The sequence below is a fragment of the Halostagnicola sp. A56 genome (assembly GCF_000691505.1).
Lineage (GTDB): Archaea > Halobacteriota > Halobacteria > Halobacteriales > Natrialbaceae > Halostagnicola.
This window is the reverse complement of sequence record NZ_JMIP02000017.1, coordinates 179,439-197,745: the sequence shown is the minus strand read 5'-3', so window position 1 is coordinate 197,745 and position 18,307 is coordinate 179,439. Positions and strand designations below refer to the sequence as shown.

13 protein-coding genes and 8 pseudogenes are annotated in these 18,307 nt (G+C 58.8%); 10 read left to right on the top strand and 11 right to left on the bottom strand.

The features are described from left to right. The first annotated feature begins 23 nt into the window (after positions 1–23). The gene (gene carA / locus EL22_RS08095) at positions 24–1,097 is read left to right on the top strand and encodes a glutamine-hydrolyzing carbamoyl-phosphate synthase small subunit (RefSeq protein WP_050051020.1); all 1,074 of its coding nucleotides are present in this window, start codon (positions 24–26) and stop codon (positions 1,095–1,097) included. An 88-nt stretch (positions 1,098–1,185) separates the two neighbouring features. Here carA and EL22_RS08090 read toward each other — a convergent pair. After that, positions 1,186–1,919 (bottom strand): annotated as a pseudogene (locus EL22_RS08090) (SIMPL domain-containing protein). A gap of 324 nt (positions 1,920–2,243) precedes the next feature. On the opposite strand from EL22_RS08090, the pseudogene EL22_RS08085 reads away from it, so the two are divergent. The 4 genes and pseudogenes from EL22_RS08085 to EL22_RS19270 form a co-directional block, all read left to right on the top strand. Further along, a pseudogene (locus EL22_RS08085) lies at positions 2,244–2,747 on the top strand (hypothetical protein); the annotation flags it as partial. Between the two features lie 46 nt (positions 2,748–2,793). Then, positions 2,794–3,933, top strand: a pseudogene (locus tag EL22_RS08080) (ISH3 family transposase). 167 nt (positions 3,934–4,100) lie between these two features. Then, a pseudogene (locus EL22_RS08075) lies at positions 4,101–4,607 on the top strand (transposase); the annotation flags it as partial. A 366-nt stretch (positions 4,608–4,973) separates the two neighbouring features. After that, complete coding sequence (locus EL22_RS19270) at positions 4,974–5,222, top strand: divalent metal cation transporter (RefSeq protein WP_156184079.1); 249 nt, start codon at positions 4,974–4,976, stop codon at positions 5,220–5,222. Here the strand turns inward: EL22_RS19270 and EL22_RS08070 are convergent. From EL22_RS08070 to EL22_RS08055, 5 genes and pseudogenes are all read right to left on the bottom strand, one after another. After that, positions 5,126–5,995 (bottom strand): hypothetical protein, encoded by an 870-nt coding sequence (locus EL22_RS08070; protein WP_050051019.1) that lies wholly within the window; start codon positions 5,993–5,995, stop codon positions 5,126–5,128. The genes EL22_RS19270 and EL22_RS08070 overlap by 97 nt on opposite strands. A 451-nt stretch (positions 5,996–6,446) precedes the next feature. Continuing rightward, the gene (locus EL22_RS08065) at positions 6,447–7,670 is read right to left on the bottom strand and encodes an RNA-guided endonuclease TnpB family protein (RefSeq protein WP_050051018.1); all 1,224 of its coding nucleotides are present in this window, start codon (positions 7,668–7,670) and stop codon (positions 6,447–6,449) included. 128 nt (positions 7,671–7,798) lie between these two features. Beyond that, positions 7,799–7,867 (bottom strand): annotated as a pseudogene (locus EL22_RS19140) (DUF6735 family protein); the annotation flags it as partial. Between the two features lie 108 nt (positions 7,868–7,975). Beyond that, the gene (locus tag EL22_RS08060) at positions 7,976–8,164 is read right to left on the bottom strand and encodes a hypothetical protein (RefSeq protein ID WP_050051017.1); all 189 of its coding nucleotides are present in this window, start codon (positions 8,162–8,164) and stop codon (positions 7,976–7,978) included. A gap of 111 nt (positions 8,165–8,275) precedes the next feature. Then, positions 8,276–9,162, bottom strand: a pseudogene (locus EL22_RS08055) (hypothetical protein). Between the two features lie 136 nt (positions 9,163–9,298). Between EL22_RS08055 and EL22_RS08050 the strand changes: the two are divergent. Both EL22_RS08050 and EL22_RS08045 read left to right on the top strand, forming a co-directional pair. Beyond that, positions 9,299–9,850: a hypothetical protein gene (locus tag EL22_RS08050; RefSeq protein ID WP_050051016.1), complete on the top strand. Its 552-nt coding sequence runs from the start codon at positions 9,299–9,301 to the stop codon at positions 9,848–9,850. Between the two features lie 17 nt (positions 9,851–9,867). Beyond that, positions 9,868–10,356: a hypothetical protein gene (locus EL22_RS08045; RefSeq protein WP_050051015.1), complete on the top strand. Its 489-nt coding sequence runs from the start codon at positions 9,868–9,870 to the stop codon at positions 10,354–10,356. Here the strand turns inward: EL22_RS08045 and EL22_RS15980 are convergent. The 3 genes and pseudogenes from EL22_RS15980 to EL22_RS08030 all read right to left on the bottom strand — a co-directional run. Next, positions 10,353–11,212, bottom strand: a pseudogene (locus tag EL22_RS15980) (transcription initiation factor IIB family protein); the annotation flags it as partial. The gene EL22_RS08045 and the pseudogene EL22_RS15980 sit on opposite strands and share 4 nt — an antisense overlap. Before the next feature lie 22 nt (positions 11,213–11,234). Further along, complete coding sequence (locus EL22_RS08035; RefSeq protein WP_050051013.1) at positions 11,235–11,921, bottom strand: hypothetical protein; 687 nt, start codon at positions 11,919–11,921, stop codon at positions 11,235–11,237. Then, on the bottom strand, positions 11,918–12,640 hold the full coding sequence (locus tag EL22_RS08030) for a DUF429 domain-containing protein (protein WP_050051012.1): 723 nt from the start codon (positions 12,638–12,640) through the stop codon (positions 11,918–11,920). The genes EL22_RS08035 and EL22_RS08030 overlap by 4 nt, the downstream gene beginning before the upstream one ends. 487 nt (positions 12,641–13,127) lie before the next feature. On the opposite strand from EL22_RS08030, the gene EL22_RS08025 reads away from it, so the two are divergent. Continuing rightward, positions 13,128–13,967, top strand: a complete 840-nt coding sequence (locus EL22_RS08025) for a hypothetical protein (RefSeq protein ID WP_156184078.1) — start codon at positions 13,128–13,130, stop codon at positions 13,965–13,967. Between the two features lie 247 nt (positions 13,968–14,214). After that, positions 14,215–15,165 (top strand): annotated as a pseudogene (locus EL22_RS08020) (Cdc6/Cdc18 family protein); the annotation flags it as partial. Between the two features lie 81 nt (positions 15,166–15,246). Here EL22_RS08020 and EL22_RS08015 read toward each other — a convergent pair. Both EL22_RS08015 and EL22_RS17995 read right to left on the bottom strand, forming a co-directional pair. Then, positions 15,247–16,005 (bottom strand): S26 family signal peptidase, encoded by a 759-nt coding sequence (locus EL22_RS08015; protein WP_394298903.1) that lies wholly within the window; start codon positions 16,003–16,005, stop codon positions 15,247–15,249. After that, entirely contained in the window at positions 16,002–16,511 is a 510-nt protein-coding gene (locus tag EL22_RS17995) for a hypothetical protein (RefSeq protein WP_050051010.1), read from the bottom strand. The genes EL22_RS08015 and EL22_RS17995 overlap by 4 nt, the downstream gene beginning before the upstream one ends. A gap of 121 nt (positions 16,512–16,632) precedes the next feature. Between EL22_RS17995 and EL22_RS08005 the strand changes: the two genes are divergently transcribed. Further along, the gene (locus tag EL22_RS08005; protein ID WP_050051009.1) at positions 16,633–18,282 is read left to right on the top strand and encodes a DNA-directed DNA polymerase II small subunit; all 1,650 of its coding nucleotides are present in this window, start codon (positions 16,633–16,635) and stop codon (positions 18,280–18,282) included. Positions 18,283–18,307 lie beyond the last annotated feature (25 nt).

Genomic DNA, 18,307 nt, shown 5'->3' with positions numbered 1-18,307 from the left:
GTCGCACAAATACGTAGTTCGTAATGACAGCAGCCTACGTAGCACTGGAAGGTGGCCACGTGATCGAGGGCCGTGGCCGTGCTTCGGGAACCGCTCGTGGGGAATTGGTTTTCACGACAGCGTACTCGGGATACGAAGAGAGTCTCACCGACCCCTCTTACGAGGAACAGGTGCTGACCTTCTCGTACCCGCTGATCGGCAACTACGGCGTCCGAGAGGAACGCTTCGAGTCCGATCGCGTCCATCCGCGCGCAGTCCTCGCGCGAGAACTCACCGAGGATGTCGCCGAGTGGCTCGAGAGCGAGGGCGTTCCCGCACTCGACCACCTCGACACGCGCGAGGTCGTCATCGACATCCGAGACGGCGGCGCGATGAAGTGCGGAATCGCCGTCGGCGAGGATGTCACCCCCGAGGACGCACTCGAGGAACTCGAGGCCTGCAAGGGGATGAGCGAACACACGGAGATCGGCGAACAGGTCAGCGTCGACGACGCCGTCGTCCACGGCGAGGATAACGACGGCGAAACGGTCGCGCTCGTCGACTGCGGCGCGAAGGGCTCGATCGTCTCCTCGCTGCTCGAGCGAAACGCGACGATCCACGTCATCCCCCACGATTCGACGGTCGCCGAGGTCGAAGCCATCGACCCCGATGTCCTGTTCATCTCGAACGGACCCGGCGATCCGGCGAACTTCGAGCAGGCGATCGCGCTCGTCGAGGCGTTCGTCGAAGACACGCCCGTCGCGGGTATCTGTCTCGGCCAGCAGGTCGTCGCCCGCGCGCTCGGCGGCTCGACCGAAAAGATGGACTTCGGCCACCGCGGCGTCAACCAGCCCGTGCTCGACCTCGAGTCCAAGCAGGTCCTCATGACGACCCAGAACCACGGCTACACCGTCGCGGAACCGGGCGAGCACCTCGAGGTCTCCCAGATCAACGTCAACGACGACACGCCGGAAGGCCTCGACGGGGTCGAGTACGACATCCTCACCCGTCAGTACCACCCCGAAGCCAACCCCGGCCCGCAGGACTCCCTCAGCTTCTTCGACGACGTACTCGCGATGGGCGAGCAGTCCGCTCGAGCGGTCCCGGCGGACGACTGATCGATTCGCCGCGTCGCAACTGCATTGGTCGTTCGTTTTCCCGAGCAATTCCTCGACGGAGCGTCGCGTCTGTGTCAACGAGGAGCGCTTACTCGAAGGAGTAGACGACCGTCGCGCTCGCGTGGACGCTGACCGGCCCGGAGTCGATGTCGGTACTCGGTGCGCCCGACTCACTCGATCCGCTGGCGTCCGCGCTCGTTTCGTACTGGACCGGTTGTACGTCGACGTTGCTCGTCGAGACCGACTTCGTTCCGGTGAGTTCGACGCCGCGATTGTCCGCGATGTGGGCGGCTTCGTCGTCGGCGTTCTCGAGTGCGTGATCGATCGCCTCGTCGCGCATCTCCGCCCGTCGCTCGTCGCTCAACCCGAAGTTCACCCGCCCAACGTCGTCGGCACCGGCCTCGACCGACGCGTCGATGATTTCACCGACGCGGTCGACGTCGTCTATTTCGACCTGGAACTGGTGGGTTCCGACGTACCCCGACTCCTCGTAGCGGGTTCGAACCTCGTACCGCCCGGACTCGACACGATCGTCCGGGATCTCGAGGTCGTCGAACGTCTCCCGAAGGTCTCGGCTCGCGTCGCCAGTTCGTCTCTGACCGCCGCCGCGTTATCGTCCGTCGCTTCGATGCCGACGCTCACCACGGCCTCGTCTGGTTCCGTTTCGACCTCTCCGGCCGCCCGGACTTCGATTTCGCGCCCGCTCGAGTCGGTTCCGTCGCCGGAGTGGCCCTCGTCGCCAGTCTCGGCAGCGCCGAGACAGCCTGCGGCGCTCGCGGTCAATCCAGCGGCCGTCACTGCGAGGAGTCGTCGTCGATTCATACGCTCAAATTGGACCAGTGACACATAGCACCTTCCCAAGCTGAAACGATCGTTTGAGCTACGAGAGACGGCCGAACGGAATCGCCTGACTTCGTCGCGACGACTCAACCCCTAGACTCCGTCGCTACAATAGCTCTACAACTTCGTCATACGCGCAGTCCTGACAACTCGGTCGCGACGCACACCCTCGATAACTCAGCTCCTATCGCTCAGTCATGCCGAAAACAACGGAAGACTCGCTCCGCTCGTCTTCTGAGCGTTCGACACTCCGTCGCTGCCGCTCAGTCGTGTCGAAAACAACGGAAGACTCGATCCGCTCGTCTTCTGAGCGTTCGACACTCCGTCGCTGCCGCTCAGTCGTGTCGAAAACAACGGAAGACTCGAAAGTTACGACTGCTCCGGTTTGTCGAGGAAGCATTTCAGTTAGCCCAACGTGCTGTTGCTCAATATTCCTCGAAATTCTCGAAACAACGCTATACGCTCCATCAGCACATCGTTCTCCTCTGTCTCAAGGTTCGGAAGAACACAACGTATCGTACACTCCTCGACGAATTCATCGAGATGCCCCGCATTCGAAGTGCGATCAACCTTACCGAACTCCCTGCACCGTCTACGCTATAAAAGGCGTTCAACAGGTTCGATATGGCTGTCTGGCGAGTGCTTCTCAATCTCTCTGTTTCACTGCTCCCGACTAACGGTGTTACGGGTATCGACGCCTCGGGGTTTGACCGCAGTCACGCCTCGAAGCATTACACGAAACGGGTGAAGCTGACGATTCAGCAACTGAAAGTCACGCTCTTAGTCAATGCCAAAGCGAACGCTATCCTCAGTACCTCACAAAGCTAGTTAGTTAGAATGTCTGCTTGCTGAAGATGTGTCCAAGTACCAGCAGCAAGCAGACAGTGAAATCCACGAAGACCGGTTCCTTAACTTCCTCGTCAACCGACTTGACGAGGAAGTTTCTCTAAGCCTCGCCAACAATGCCGAAATCGATGCAGAGGGCATCTACGAGGTCCTCGTCGGCGGTTACGCCGACGAGGACCTCGATCTCGACACTATGCAACTCCAGTAAAGACTCGCCATCGGCGAACACGATTCTCTACCATCTCCGGACGAAGTTCGAGCCGGAACGGCTCAAACAAGTCGCTAACACACTTCTTCGACGAGACATCGTCGAACTCCTCCCCGCGCAGGTGGAGGTCTGTGCAGACCTCCACCTGCTGCCCTACTACGGTGACGAAGACGACACAGACGCTCTCTACCACTCGGAAGCGAAGCGTGGAACCACTGCGTTCTACGCCTACGCCAAACTCTACGCGCGTGTGAAGAACAAACGCTACACGCTGGCGGTGCGCCGTCTCGAAGACGACGACACCGCCAGCAGCGTCCTCGCTGAGTTCCTCGGTGTTCTCGACGGTCTTGACACCAAAGTCAAGGCCGTCTACCTTGATCGCGGATTCTACGACAGCAAGTGTCTCACGCTGTTACAGGCGCACAACGTAGCCTACGCCGTTCCGATCATCTAGTAGGGAGAAGAAATTCATCAGGAACTTTTGGAAGGGTGGAGTCGCGTTATTCAACACGACCTGACAGGGAAACTCGACGGTCACAGCTGGACCGTTGAGTGTCCCGTCTACATCGACTGTACGTACCTGAACGGACGATATGACGACCACGGCGTGGCGCGTCACGGCTATGCCGCTGACGCGCCGTTCATCGAGACGCCACGCGACGCCCAATACCACTACTCGAAACGCTTCGGTATCGAGCCGAGCTATCGTTTGTCTGAGCAAGCGATAGCGACGACAACGACGCGAGACGCAACGGTGAGACTGCTATACGTCGTGGTGAGTCTGCTATTTCAGAATGTGTGGCGGTATCTCCACTACAAATACGTGGCGACGCCCGCCGGGGCGGGCGTCGCCTCTGGTGGTGGCCGTACAAGGAGTTCGTGAATATGGTTCGACGGGCCGTCCCCGCAAACCAGCCACCTGACGACCGGTTCCACCGGTAGTCACTAACCGGGGACGCCGCCTTGTGAGTGGCTATGCTGTCGCTGTCAGCGGCTGACCGCCGACAGCTCCGTCTTCGATTAGCGTTGTCCAACCACTATCGACGACTCATGACGACAGAACAGGTGACTCAGGTCAGGCTAACTGGCGATGCTTTGTGAGGTACTGATCTGGGCACGCTGCTCTCGACAGTACGTTCTTCGACCACCGTCACGCTTCCTCGTACTTCTACCAGCGTTCAGGAAGTACTGTGCAGACGTTGAAAGTGACGACACTAACTGACGTAGAGTCACTCGCCGTTCTTAACGTTCATATCACAGCACGGTGGAAGCATAATACGAAGACTGGACCGCAGGTCGTCCGCCGAAACGCGGATGACCTGCAGTCCGTGGCTGTCGACAATGGGTTCCAAGACTGGCACACTAAGTGCGAAATTGCTGCGCTTGACGTCGAATATCTTGTTCACTACCGCGACTCATCCCTGAACGCAGCCGTAAACAACACGATCACCCGGGCAAATAACTACGCTCAGCGCTGGATGGCCGAAACCTCGTACTCGACAACGAAGCGTTTGCTTGGCGACGCCGTGCGAGCGTTGGGCTGGTATCAGTAATCCCGTGAAATTGTTCTGGTGTCCGCTATCATCAACATAGAATTGCTCTGTGAGCCGTTGTAGCCATGACCCAGCATCCATTCAACAAAGCAGTACTATTAGACCACTATAAACTGGTGCACATTGTCCTCGGCGCACTTGGTGGAATTCTTTAATCCTCACAGGGTGAGATGGTTATCATCAAGGAAATATACGTCTTCCGGCGTTTCGAGATCGTCTCTTAGCTCTTCGAGACTCTATTGGAGGTTTTCCCCGGATGTTGTTCGCGCGGATGGCCCCGTAATTGATTGTAGGTTTACGAACGTCAGATCCGCAGATCGTGGCTTACGGTCTTTGCTGCTTTCCACAATGTGACGCTCTAATCTTGACACTCTTCGTTTGGATCACCGAAAGAACTATACACAGGTATTACAATAGTTAACTCGCACCATGGCTACAGACTCGCATGGAATAGCTAGTATAGAATATCCCTCAATCAGAGAGGGAATAAAGCAAATTGGGCCCGCATTCATTGTCGCCGCACTAATGCTTGGCCCTGGATCGTTTGTGATCCTGACAACTGCTGGTGCATTATATGGATATCAATTACTTTGGATTCTCGCTATTTCGGGAGTATTCATCATTGTATATATTGAAATGATTGCACGAATAGGAATCATAGCAGAACAGTCCTTCTGACTGACCTGGAACTTCCCAGCGACTTGGTTCGGGAACTTAGCTTTGAGGAGTCCCTGAATGAACGGCAATGACTGGAATATGTCTGTCGAGCCAGTGATCTTTGCAGATTTACCGAAGTAATCTCGATTGCTCCCGAGCAACCCGACTTCAGAGATATTCACCATTGTCAGTCCAGTATCGAAGGACTCGTCTTGCCACTCCTTGTACAGCAGCCAGAGCAAGAAGAGTGGGTCAAATTCGAGCGGCTCGATTCGGATGAGCCGTTTATCATCGTCCCCCTCGTTAGTAATCCCGACGACTCCGTTAACCGTCCCCATCGCTTTCCTTCGATCGGGCCTCGCTCCCTGCACCATCAGCAGCGACGGAAGGAGCCAGTAGAGGTACGCTGTATGTCGTGATACCTCTTTTCCAGTGAAGCGACCATCCTCGGTTTGGATTTCGGTGTCGCCGCTGAACTCTTCTCGAACGTATTCTCGGTCGAAGAGTTCAGCTGCAAGTTTACGATGCTCAGAACTCAGCCGGGCGTTTTCGCTCTCAAAATTATACTGGTCGAAGTACGAATCGAGATCGATATCCTGGAATCCGTTCTTTGGGCCGCCATTGTACTCCGCTTCAAGCGGCGGGAGAAGCTCATCAATCCGGTCACGGATGGCTTCAATGTCGCTTTCATCGACATCGAGGTTCGCGGGAGCCGTAATGTAGAGGCCGTTAAAAACGAGATGGCCGTTATAAGAGAATTCGATCGCATCAGATGCAGACCCTTCTGATGGCATTGCCGGCTAATAAGTTAACAGGGTGAAATATATTTCGATAAGAGTGTGCCTGTGGCGATCTCAATAATTCCGGGAATTCAGCTGCTCGCAACATTCGCACACTCACCGTCTGGTAGCTGGCAATTGAGCTCTCTGACGGTCAGGCGATTCTCATCACACATGCGACTTCCGGAAAGTCGGCGAGTACACGCTCTCGAATCTCCAAGCGCACGACTCGAGCGGATTCCAGGGTAGACGAGGCATCTGTTGGATAGCGCTTCTGTATCTATCAAATAGTGCCTCTCAACTTATTAACCCCTGAATATTTCAACAGAGCCGCTTCGTTCACTTAGAGTCGTCTCCCTTGCACTAGCGGGCGGTTCGGCCGGATGGCGTACCCCAGTTAAAGATTCGCTGCACCTCAATCACCTACCTCGGTATGGAATCCAAGGTTTGTCGGCGAACTCCTGGTCTATCCACCAGCGGTGGAAGGCGAGTATTCGCCGTTCCCGTTCACCGTTCCGGACTTCAGGGCAAGGTGATAAGTTGCCCCCCCAGAACCAGACGTGCGCCGGTTCTGGATGAATTTATGTGCGATGTTCCGCGCCGCGTTATAGTCGCTGTGAAGCTCTTTACCACACTTCTGACATACGAACGCGTCGCCGTCACGGTTCGAGTCGTCGGTGAATCCACACTCGGTGTGACTACACCGCTGACTGGTGTAGGCGGGATTCACCGTTTCAACCGTGATGCCTTCTGCTCGGGCTTTGTAGACGGTTTGTCGCTTCAACTCACGAAACGCCCATTGTTGGAACTTGCTGGCGTTTGAGATACGCTCGCGTATCTGTTCTAAGTCCTCGAAGACGATGGTGGTACAGTCTTGGGATACGGGTTCACTCACTAGTCGCTTCGACGCCCGATGCAAGAAGTCTTCACTCCAGTTTGAGAACTTCTTTCCGATCGATTGGATGGTGAGGTGGGCGCTTCGCTCGCCCTGTTGCTGGAGGCGAGCACGGCAACGATTGTATTCGCGGCGCTTGTGATTCAGCAGGTCGGCGTTACCGATGAATGCTCCCGTGCTTGTGACGGCGAGATTCCCGTCCACGTTCCGATCGACACCGAGAACTGTTCGGTTCTCGGCTTCTCCCGACGACACCTCGCGTTCCTGCGTGACGGACACATGGAGGTAGTAGGTATCGGACTGCTGGTCGTATCGGAGTCTTGCTCCTTGCTTGTTCCACTCGTCGCTTTCCATACACTTCGCCTGTGGCGACTCATCCGGGTAGACGTACTCGGCGTGAACACGCCCGTTGCCATATGCAGCGAGCGAACAGTACCCGTCGAAATAGGTAATCGCGTTGGTGGTGTAGACGGTCGTGTTTGAGGTGAACACTGGCTTCGAGGTGCGTTCGCCCTCTTTCATTTTCTTGACGCAGATTGAGAGTGCATCGGCGGCTTGATTTACAGCTCCAACACAGAGGTCCGCATGTAACCCGGTGTCCTCACGAACCTCGTCGTAGACGAGCGGTTGGAGCTGTGTGCGTGTGGTAATCACGTACCCGTTGTCATCGCCCTCCCATCCCCGGTCTGCAAATCGTTGTACGGCATCCCGGAACGTATCCATCGTCCGTTTCAGGTCGTCCCGTCGATGGTCGGGTATAGAGAGCTTGACGACGGCGGTACGCTGAATCTCCATCTATATTCCCTCCATCGGATCGTGTCTGTGTGGATACCTGCGGTTTGGCCGAGGAACTGTACTATGACTGGTCACCGCGAGTTTAGGCAATTCTCTTCGACGGTGAATGGTTTGGCTCTTTCATTCTTAAATTGACTGTAGTGGAGCGTGTACTGTCCGTCTGTGCGTTCGTACGCAACGAGTGCGCGGTGTCCCATTGAGCAATCACCTCACGGGGCGACCCAGTCGCGGTCGCCCCGCACCCCCTCTGGGGGGCAATAACAGCCTCCTGAACGAGACATCCGAATTCCGCCCTGCGACGCTATTCAGGACACGGCCTGTGTATCGGCGTCCCCGCTGTGTTTCGGATGAGAGAGCAGGCTCACGTCCTGTAGGAGAGCTCTCGCTGCCTCGATCCGCTCCTGATCTGCGTTGTCGAGTCCGGCCATCTCGATGCGCTTGAGATTGGTGAGTGAGCGATGCGGTCGATATCCGGGCGTGTTGCGTGGGTCCATTTGAAGCGCCTCGCCGATTCACGGCGCAGAGAAACATCTCCGGCTGCGGGTAGCTGTGGGACTGAGTGCGTCTATTAACCAACATTGAGAATCATTTAGCCATTTTGTTGGTTAAGACGAACAGTGCGTCGATGGATTCGGCCCGTAGCGAGCCGAGCCACACACTCGACACTCCCAGATCGGTTGCCCCGTCCAAGCCTCATCCGGGACCCACTCGTGGGTCTTGAACCGATGGTCGGTCGCCCGTCCACAGGTTTGACACTCGGGTTCCTGAGTAGTCGGCACCGCCGACAACTGCCGATCAGCCGCAGCTTCACCAGTAGATTCGGTCAGCGCCATCGCTGGAACCAGCCACACCGCGTCGTCGTCGAGGACCGCGTCGAGACGCGACCCGTCGCGGATGCCGTCCCCACGCTGGTCGTAGAGCCGCGTTGGGCCCTGTTCCGGACGCTCCGACGCTTCCTTCCCGTGACCCAGTCCGGTCACGGGCGGCACTGAGAAGCCGCTCTCCCTCCTCTGACGACACCTGTACCGCGTCGGGGAGTGAGGGCCATTGCTGGGCCAGCTGGCGCGCCGGCGCCTCGTTGAGATCGTAGATGAGCGTGTAGTCGTCGACGGCAAGCTCCGCCTGGTTGGCAGAGAGGAGGTTCGCCGCGGCGCCGCCCTTCGCCACGGCACCGTAGAACGGGTCGACTCGACGACCAGGTGGACGATGCCGAGGAACGTCGTCGACGCTGACTCGTCCTTGATGGTGACTTCACTTCTGAGATGGTTGGTGAGACAGAATCGGCATTTCGTTTGGCAGTCTGGGACTGACGCCCCACAGGAACGGCACTCGCCGTCGGGGCCGTCAGTACATCGGGGTAGCCACCAGTGCTCGTCGCGACGCGTTGTCGTCGGGGGTCACCTTCACACCCGTCGTCCAACTTCTCGTCCGGAATGTGGGGCCACTCGCCGGTCGGCTGCAGTTCCTCACAGTCAGAATATCGATTGTGTATCGGTTGGCTCATAGCTTCTGTCGGTATCGCATTTCAACGTCCGGACGCCTATGCTCGCAACGAACTCTTGATTATACGAGAGAGTACAAACATATATGGGAGTACAGCGCGAACACTGTTGCAAGAGGTGCCAAGCATGTCCGAATCCTCGCGAGATGGGGTCCAGTCGTGGACTGAGTCGATGAGTGCCCGCGACCGTATTCGTGCGGTCGCCGAGACGCTTCGCGAACCGCGGTCGGTCAACTGGATCAGCGAGCAGGCTGACGCCGCCTGGAGCACGACCAACGAGGAACTCCAGGATCTCGTCGACCAAGGCCAGCTACGCCGTGTCGAGGCCGGTGAGACGACGCGCTACCAGCCGGACTACACGCGCCTACTCTTCGAAGAGATCCGGACGCTCATCGAGGAGAACACGCGCGAGGAGTTGCGGAACGAATTGGCTGCTATCACCCAGGAGATCGAAGGGTGGCAGGCGGCCTACGACATCGAGACGTGGGAGGAGCTCGAACAATCGCTTGCCGACGATGATCTCGCAAGTGTGGAGCTCCGCGAACGCCGCGACGTCATCGCGTTCTGGCGTGAGAACGAGGAGGATCGCCGCCTCATCAAGCACGCCTTGGAACTCTACTCCGACGTCGAAGCCGCCCGCGAACAGATGACCGACGTGGCCGACCGCGCCACGAGCTAATCCCCCTTTCACACAGTATGATCTTTCTCGCCGGTCGCGACCGCTATACACAGCGGACTCTCCTCCGCGACGTTCACGACCGATTGACGAACCAGGCAGGGTGTGAGGACGTACGCTATCGCCCGTCTCGACGCCGACCCCGGTACGTCATCGCGGATGTCGATCCGACCACATTCTTGAGTGACTCCTACGATGTGGGGGCCGCACGCCTGGAGATTCGCTTCTGGTATCCCGCAGGCGTCGACCATGAATACTACCGCATCAACTGGGTCGAACCGGACCAGAACCTGATGCTCGGCTTCCACCAGGACGCCGACCATCCGGACCTTGGGCCCTGTCACATCCAACTCAATTACGAAGATACGCCGGTCGATCGGCATGAGGCGACGTTTCTCGAAGCGCATCCACTCGCTGTCCTCGATGACCGACTACAACAATTCCCGGCGGCGGTAGAGGCGATTCACTGGGAGAACGGGACGCCTTCGCTTCCTACCTGGCCAGTCTAGACAGCGAGTTCATCGAGTGTTTCGTGATGCGTCCGGACAGTCGTTGGTGTGACGTTCCCTGTTTCCGCGACGTCGTTTTGCGTCACCCATTGCCCCTGTTCCTGCCCCGCTTTGTAGAGGCAGGCCGCGGCGAACCCGGCCGGATGGACGCCCGTCGTCACGCCCTGCTCCTCGGCCTGCTCTGCGAGGGCTCGGGCCCGCTGTCGGATTTCGTCCGGACACTCGAGATCTGAGGCGAGCCGCGGCACGAACATGCTGGGGGAGACGGGCCAGCTGGCAGCCCTAGTCCTTCGTTCAGCGTTTTGTACGCGTTCGTAACTCGTGACTCCGCGACGCGGGCCATCTTGTTGACGTCGTCCAGCAACCGCGAGCGGCTGTTGCACCGGCAGGCCCCGTACACGCTGGCCGCGGCGATGGCCTCGATGGATCTGCCACGAAGCAGCTCCTCGTTCTGGGCGCTCCGGAAGAGCTGGCACGCCTGGTCGCGGACCGAATCGGAGAGCTCGGGCGCACTCGCCAACCGGCACACCTCGCCCAGCCCGTGGACGAGATTCCGTTCCGCTTTCGACCGCCAGCGGCCCCGGGTCTGCTCACGGCGCATCCGAGCGAGTCGCCATCGCTTCTTCCCGGAGAGTTCGTTCCCCTTCGCGTCTGTGCCGCGACCGATTTCTGCCGATAGGCCGCGATCGTGGCGAGCCACAGCGAGCGGGACGCCCGTTCGCTCGCACTCCTCGTCGTCGTACGCCCGCCACTCCGGCCTGTGATCGATGCGCTGTTCGTCGATGATCAGGCCACAGTCCTGGCAGACCGTTTCGACCGCGTTCGTCGTGATTCGTCCGTTGCATTCGGGGCATTCTCAGACAGCTGCTTTGCCTGCCCTACTCCCGTGGATGTATCTCGGTAAGTTCGACGGCGCGCTTTTCACTTTCCTCCTCTACTCGCTCGTAGCGCCGCTGAGCCTTCGCCGTACTCCGACTATCGACCTCTCCTTGCTGGAATGGGTTCTTGTTCGAGACGACGATGAGGTGCCGTGATTCGGCATTCGAGAGATCGCCTAGCTTGGCTAAATCCGCGGAGAAATGCGGCCACTCGTCGATGTTGTTGCGTTCGAACTTCGCACCGGCGACGTCCACGTTCTTGATGTACTTGAGCTCGATTGCGTGTTTGACCGACGCGGCCGAGAAGTACTTGCTTCCGTCGATGAGGCGGACTGTGACCTTTGGGCTCTCTCCCTCCGGCAGGTATTCGAGGCCGTCATACTCCGACTCGTGACGCGGCTTTAGAATTGCGATATCGAGGCTCCGATTCCCGTCGCCGGACATGCCGAAGTTCACCTCCGGTTGAACACTACTGATGGACTGTGGCTTCGCGATTCGATCGAGATACTTTCGCTTGTACCCGGTCGCATCGGCCGTGTTGTAGCCACCGCGTACCTGAATCGTCTTTCCCACCTTGACCCGTAGGAGTTCGAGGAGCCGGGCTTGAAGCGCGGTCTCGACTGTGAACCCCAGAGGTGTCTCTTGAAACTCAGCGTCCAGTCGATTGATTGCCTCCTGAACCGTCATGGTTTACTCCACGAGCTATCTGCAAGCGCGGGTGTGGTCGGGTAGTAGATACGCGGGACCCCCGGCCCTGGGTCTTCTGGGACGCTCTGTAACTCCTCACTCTGCGCGGCGAGTGCGAGGGCCATCGAATCGAGAATGTCGTCTCGCCGGACGTCCTTCCGGAGAGTTTCGTCAAGTACCTGCGCGTACTCGTCGTCCATACCAGAGTGCTTCTGTTCGAGGAGGTGCCGACGGAACGCGAGGCCTCGCTTCGAAGACTTCGAGTAGGCAATCGGCTGCCCGTTGCGCGCGTAGAAACAGAGCTCCGGATGGCTCTCGTAGATTGGCCCGTCGTGGACCCCGCCCACGACCGCTTCTACCTCGTTGATTTTGTCGCTGATAGCGTGGGCTTGCTGGGAGAGACCGTGCCCCATATCGTCTCGATGCCTCCTGTTCGCCTCGTCGTAATCCTCAACGGCGGCTGCAGACTCGCATGGCGGAAAGAACACGGATTTCCCACGGCAGCCGAGTAGTTCACGCGCCTCAATGTCGCAGCGGCGCCTGCCCCCCGTGGGGAGCCCGACTGGAATATCTACCAACATTCGAGATTCTTGGTAGTCTGAATGCAGTTCAGAGAAGTCCTCGTATAGCTCCGTTTCGATGCTGCCCTCGATAAGGACAGTCGCGAACCACCCGTATGGGCAGGCATCGACACCGACCGCGCTCTCAGCTCTTGGCATGTTCTTCGATGAGTTCGCGGATTTGCGGCCCGATGATGTCATGAGGGACGTGGAACTCCTGTAGCGTCGCCCCCACCTTCGTGGTATCATTTCCTTCTTCGGTCCTCGACATTCCTTTTCACAAATGGGTAGACGTGGAATGAGCGTTTCGGCAAAGATATGGAAACCTAACGAGCAGCAAAATCGACGTGTCCGAAGGATCTTTCATATGAGGCCAGAACAGTTTCCTAAGAAATGCCTCGGATACGCGAAGACGAGTTCTACTCGGTTCTTCAAGCTGTGGATGACGGTGTCCAGACTATTCACATCTCGGGTCAACCGGGCGTCGGAAAGAGTACGTTCTTGGAGGAATTGGAAGAAGAACTCTCGGAATGGTACCGAACCAGGGTACTCTACGTCCGCGAAGGCAACACTCCCGCAAGATCTCCTCATCGAAGCCCGTGACGCGGCCGGAACTCTCAGTGCTCTCATTAACAAAGCAACTGGAATGAGTGTAGGAATCAGTCCCGCGAGTGCTGGGGTATCCACTGACGACCGCGCACGGCATCTTCGAAAGTTAGCCAGTCTCTCGGAGTCCGTCAACGAGTACAAACGGCTCATATTCTTTGTCGATGACGTACACAAGCTCGACGAACCGGAGGTCACGCGGGACTTCCTCCGTGAACTATCTTCCACTCTCGGAGAGAATGTCCAACTCATCACGGCAGGACGCCTGTCATTTGATGATGCGGACTACACCGTCCATCTGGAAACGTTCTCACGCGAGGAGACTGAGAACTATTTCCAAGAGGAATATCCAGACGTCGACGGCGAAACGATAGACGGCGTCTACGAGAAGTTAGACGGCCATCCCTATTATCTCGGCCTACTCAGGGAGGCTACAGGAGACGACAGTACATTCGAGATTCCCAAAGAGGATACACGGGACTTCATCGAGAGAGCGTACCTCAACTCGATGTCGGAGGCCGAGGAGGAGTTCATTCGGAAGACCGCGGGACTTGCTGAGTTGGACGAAGACATCTGTTCGGCAGTATTGGATGACGTGAGTCGCACACAGGCCCGGCGTACTCTTGACTCTCTGAGCACCAAGGTGGTCGTTCAGGAATTAGGTCGCTCAGAAGATACCGGAGATAGAGTGTTCAAAGTCCACGATCTGTTCCAAGAATTCCTCTACGAGCAACTCGATAGCCCAGAAAACCTCCACCGAGCAGCGTTCCAATACTACGCAGAGAGGCTCTACGATGAGGTTGAGGGAAGTGAAGCACGCGAAGACGGAACAGACCAGTATATCTGCGGTGGATGGCACGAATTCGGATACGTCGCCTAATTCGGTGAGTAACTCGACCCCTCACGAAGAACCGAACCACCAAAATTCTTCTACGCGCGCACACGCGAGCACAGAAGCAGATCGGACTTCTGGTACCATGGATCCGTCTTCGTCCGCTGGTGACCACGATTTAGATGACCCGGACGTCGACTTCACGCCGGGCGATTCTCCAGTCGAAACGGAGGGGTTCGAATCCGGTGGCGACAGGCCGTCGACTGGTTCTGTCGAGCATCCGCTCGAGACGACGCCGTTCGATTCGCTCGAGGAACTCGAGGATCGAATCGAGGAACTCGAGGAAGACAAGGATTCCTTCGAGGAGGTGCCGATGACCGGCTGGCCAACCGACCGCGTTTACAGCGTCTTTTTCGACGCGGTCGATTACTCTGAACGGGTCGTCGTCATCATGCTCGACGAGATCGATAAACTCGTCGAGAAAAGCGGCGACGACACGCTCTATAACCTCTCTCGGATGAATTCGGAACTCGATAACTCTCGAGTCTCGATTATCGGCATCTCGAACGACCTGAAGTTCACCGACTTTCTCGACCCCCGCGTAAAGTCGAGTCTCGGCGAAGAGGAGATCGTCTTCCCGCCATACGACGCGAACCAGCTACGGGACATCCTCCAGCACCGCTCGGAAGTCGCGTTCAAAGGCGGGGCACTCTCGGGCGATGTCATCCCGCTGTGTGCGGCATTCGCCGCACAGGAACACGGCGACGCGCGGCGCGCACTGGATCTCCTCCGGACGGCGGGCGAACTCGCCGAACGGTCCCAATCGGAGACCATCGTCGAGGAACACGTCCGGCAGGCCCAGGACAAGATCGAACTCGATCGGGTCGTCGAGGTCGTTCGGACCCTTCCCACCCAGAGTAAACTCGTCCTCTTCTCGATCATCTCGCTCGAGAAACACGGCGTCCAGAGCATCAATACGGGCGAGGTGTTCAACATTTACAAGCGCCTCTGTGAGGAGATCGACGCGGACGTCCTCACCCAGCGGCGAGTGACGGACCTCATCAGCGAACTCGACATGCTCGGGATCGTCAACGCGGTCGTCGTCTCGAAGGGACGCTATGGCCGAACCAAGGAGATCAGCCTCTCGGTTCCACTCGAAGAGACCGAGGCCGTCTTACTGAGCGACTCGAGACTGAGCGATATCGACGACATCCAGCCGTTCGTGCAGGCACGGTTCGAGAACTAGTTTTCGGAAGTTTCCGCGGGATCACTCCTCGAGACCGGTCCTTTCGGTCGCTCGTTTCCGCACTGAAAAAGCCGTCGTGATTCAGTTTCGATCGGACCAGCGTCTTCCCGCCACGGTCACGGCACCGGCGACGCTGCCGGCACCGACCGAAACGCCGGCGACCGCCTGTGGGGCGACGGTCCCGCCGATCGCGCCGAACAGGTACTTATCGAACAGCAGGCGGATGTTTCCGAGCCACGGGATTCGGAACGACGCCTTACCGGTGATCCACTCGGGCTTGACGATTTCGTCGGAGCTCGCACCGAGACCGGTCTGCTGGTCGTAGCCGCTGTTGTGGTCTCCTTTCGTGATGAACCCGGCGTGGTCTGCGGGACACGACGCGATATCGTCGCAGGTCGTGTCCTCGCCGATGATTTCCGGATCGGCCTCTTCGACCCAGTTCTCGTCTTCGTCGACCCAGAAGTGGGCCCTGTGTATCACCGGTGTAGCTCTTTCGCTCCCACCCGGTTGAAACACGACGACGTCGCCGGCCTTTCCGAACTTGTCGTAGCCGCTTTCCCGGCCGTTCTCGAGCGTGACGACGCCGGTTCCGTCGATCGGGTTATCGCCGACGAACCGATCCTCGCCGACGACGAAGATCAGGTCTCCCTCCTGCATATTTGGATGCATGCTCCCGCTCTCGACAGCGACCAGTGGGGGCCAGATGCCGCTGACGGCGAACAGCACGAGGCCGATCGCTGCGACGATCGCGACGCTGGTGAGGACGTCTCTGACCATCATGACTGTCCCGTCGTCCGTCTTCAGGAACCACCGGAGGAGTCCGTCGTCCTCGAGTGTCACCCGATCCGCCGATTCGCCTCGAGAGTCATCGGATCGCCCGTGAGAGCTGTCGGGCGCGCCTCGAGCGTTCTCCGACGCACTCGAAGCGCTCGACCCCCCCTCGAGACCGTGCGGTCGTCCGAACCGTCGAACCCGTCGGCAGTCGCTCGCCGCGATTCCAAGTCGTCTCGTTCGGGTTCGCCACCGCGATTGCCGGAGCCATCGCTGCCGTGTTCGAAGCCATCCCCGCTGTCTTCGGAACCGTCGCTGCCGTATTCGAAGCTATCGCCGCCGCTCTCGAAGTCGCGGGTGTCGTTCTCGAGTTCGTCGCTGGCGTGTGCGGACTCGTCGGCACCGTTTCCGGGGTCGTCGGCACCGCTTTCGAGGTCGTCAGCGCCGTTCCCACGATCCTCGATGCCGTTTTCGGCTTCGTCCCTGGTTTCCGATTCGCGATAGTCGTCTGACTCGGACGACGAACCGGTTCGGTCTCGGTCGTCGTAGCCGTCGTTACCGTCGCCATCGCCCATTGAATCTCATTTTGCGAGGACCGTGTATCAACTTTCCCCCTCGGGTCAGGCGGGGAGCCGATTGACAGTTGGAGACGGCCGATCCGTCATCCTTTTCTCGCCACTCGCGAATACGAATCGTGTGCCACTCGAGGGTCCGGCCCGGATCGTCAGCGAGTTGACCACCCGCGGGTACAACGCAGAGCGCGAGGCCGTGACCCTCATCGCCGCCGCGGAGCGACCACAGCCGACCCTCGAGCGGGTCGTCGACGCGCTCCCCGAGGGAACGCTGGTCGTACGCTCGGAGCACGTTCGATCGGTTCTCGAGGAGTCCGCATCGGCTTCCGGCGAATCATCGCCAGACTCGAGTGACTCGCCGCCGGCGTCGAGCGATTCACCGGCATCTACGAGTGACTCGGTGGGACATGATCGTTCGAGCGCCCCAAACGATCCCACGGACGTGCCGCCGAACGACCCCCCTGTTTCAACTGGAGATCCATCCCAGCCGTCGTCCAGTTCGAATGCCGATTCTCCAGTCGAAACTGGGGGGTCTGCCGATCGGTTCGATCGAGGTGGCGACGCCTCGAGGCGGGCCCTCGAAATCGCGAACGACATGACCGGCGAGAGTACGGGGACGGGCGAGTACAAGGACTTCGTCGCCGTCTTTCGCGACCGACTCGAGCGGTTGGGATCGAAACTCCGCGGTCGGTTCAACCACCGTCCGGCCTCTGCCATCCAGAGTATGCCGGGCGGGAGCGAGGCGGCGATGGTCGGACTCGTCAACGACATCCGCTCGACCGCCAGCGGGCACTGGCTGATCGAACTCGAGGACGCGACCGGGACGTTCCCGTGGCTCGTGATGAAAGACAGGGAGTACGCCGACCTCGTCGAGGAGTTGCTCTGCGACGAGGTGCTGGCGATGGAGGGGACGCTGGCGGACGATTCGGGCATCGCGTTCGTCGATTCGATGTCGTTTCCGGACGTGCCGCGGACGTACGAGCCGTCGACCGCGGATCGACACGTTCAGGCCGCGCTCATCAGCGACGTTCACGTGGGCAGCCAGGAGTTCATGGCGGACGCCTGGAACCGGTTCGCAGACTGGCTGCACACCGAAGAGGCCCAGCACGTCGAGTACCTGTTGCTCGCGGGCGACATGGTCGAGGGCGTCGGCGTCTATCCGGATCAGGACGAGGAACTCGACATCGTCGACATCTACGACCAGTACGAGGCGTTCAACGAGCACCTCAAACGAGTGCCCGGGGACTTAGATATCGTCATGATTCCGGGCAACCACGACGCGGTCAGACTCGCGGAACCCCAACCTGGATTCGACGAACGGCTGCGAAACATCATGTCCGCACACGATCCCCAGATCGTGAGCAACCCCTCGACGGTCACTCTCGAGGGCGTCTCGGTCCTGATGTACCACGGCGTCAGTCTCGACGAGGTCATCGCCGAACTGCCTGCGGAGAAGGCCAATTATGACGAGCCGCACAAAGCGATGTACCACCTCCTCAAAAAGCGCCATGTCGCTCCCCAGTTCGGCGGCCACACGAGGCTCGCTCCCGAGAAGGAAGATTACCTGATCATCGAAGACGTCCCCGACATTTTCCACACCGGCCACGTCCACAAACTCGGCTTTGGCAAGTACCACAACGTGCTCGCGATCAACTCCGGGTGCTGGCAGGCCCAGACGGACTTCCAGAAGAGCGTCAACATCGACCCCGACGCCGGCTACGCGCCCATCGTCGACCTCGACACGCTCGACGTGACCGTCCAGAAGTTCAGCTGAGAAGCGACCTCGAGACGCGGAACGA

Bases quoted from the DNA above. Each gene is read 5' to 3' on its own strand.
- EL22_RS19270 (WP_156184079.1), top strand. From the start codon at position 4,974: ATGGCTACAGACTCGCATGGAATAGCTAGTATAGAATATCCCTCAATC.
- carA (WP_050051020.1), top strand. From the start codon at position 24: ATGACAGCAGCCTACGTAGCACTGGAAGGTGGCCACGTGATCGAGGGC.
- EL22_RS08050 (WP_050051016.1), top strand. From the start codon at position 9,299: ATGTCCGAATCCTCGCGAGATGGGGTCCAGTCGTGGACTGAGTCGATG.
- EL22_RS08070 (WP_050051019.1), bottom strand. From the start codon at position 5,995: ATGCCATCAGAAGGGTCTGCATCTGATGCGATCGAATTCTCTTATAAC.
- EL22_RS17995 (WP_050051010.1), bottom strand. From the start codon at position 16,511: ATGGGCGATGGCGACGGTAACGACGGCTACGACGACCGAGACCGAACC.
- EL22_RS08045 (WP_050051015.1), top strand. From the start codon at position 9,868: ATGATCTTTCTCGCCGGTCGCGACCGCTATACACAGCGGACTCTCCTC.
- EL22_RS08060 (WP_050051017.1), bottom strand. From the start codon at position 8,164: ATGGACCCACGCAACACGCCCGGATATCGACCGCATCGCTCACTCACC.
- EL22_RS08030 (WP_050051012.1), bottom strand. From the start codon at position 12,640: ATGCCAAGAGCTGAGAGCGCGGTCGGTGTCGATGCCTGCCCATACGGG.
- EL22_RS08025 (WP_156184078.1), top strand. From the start codon at position 13,128: ATGAGTGTAGGAATCAGTCCCGCGAGTGCTGGGGTATCCACTGACGAC.
- EL22_RS08065 (WP_050051018.1), bottom strand. From the start codon at position 7,670: ATGGAGATTCAGCGTACCGCCGTCGTCAAGCTCTCTATACCCGACCAT.
- EL22_RS08035 (WP_050051013.1), bottom strand. From the start codon at position 11,921: ATGACGGTTCAGGAGGCAATCAATCGACTGGACGCTGAGTTTCAAGAG.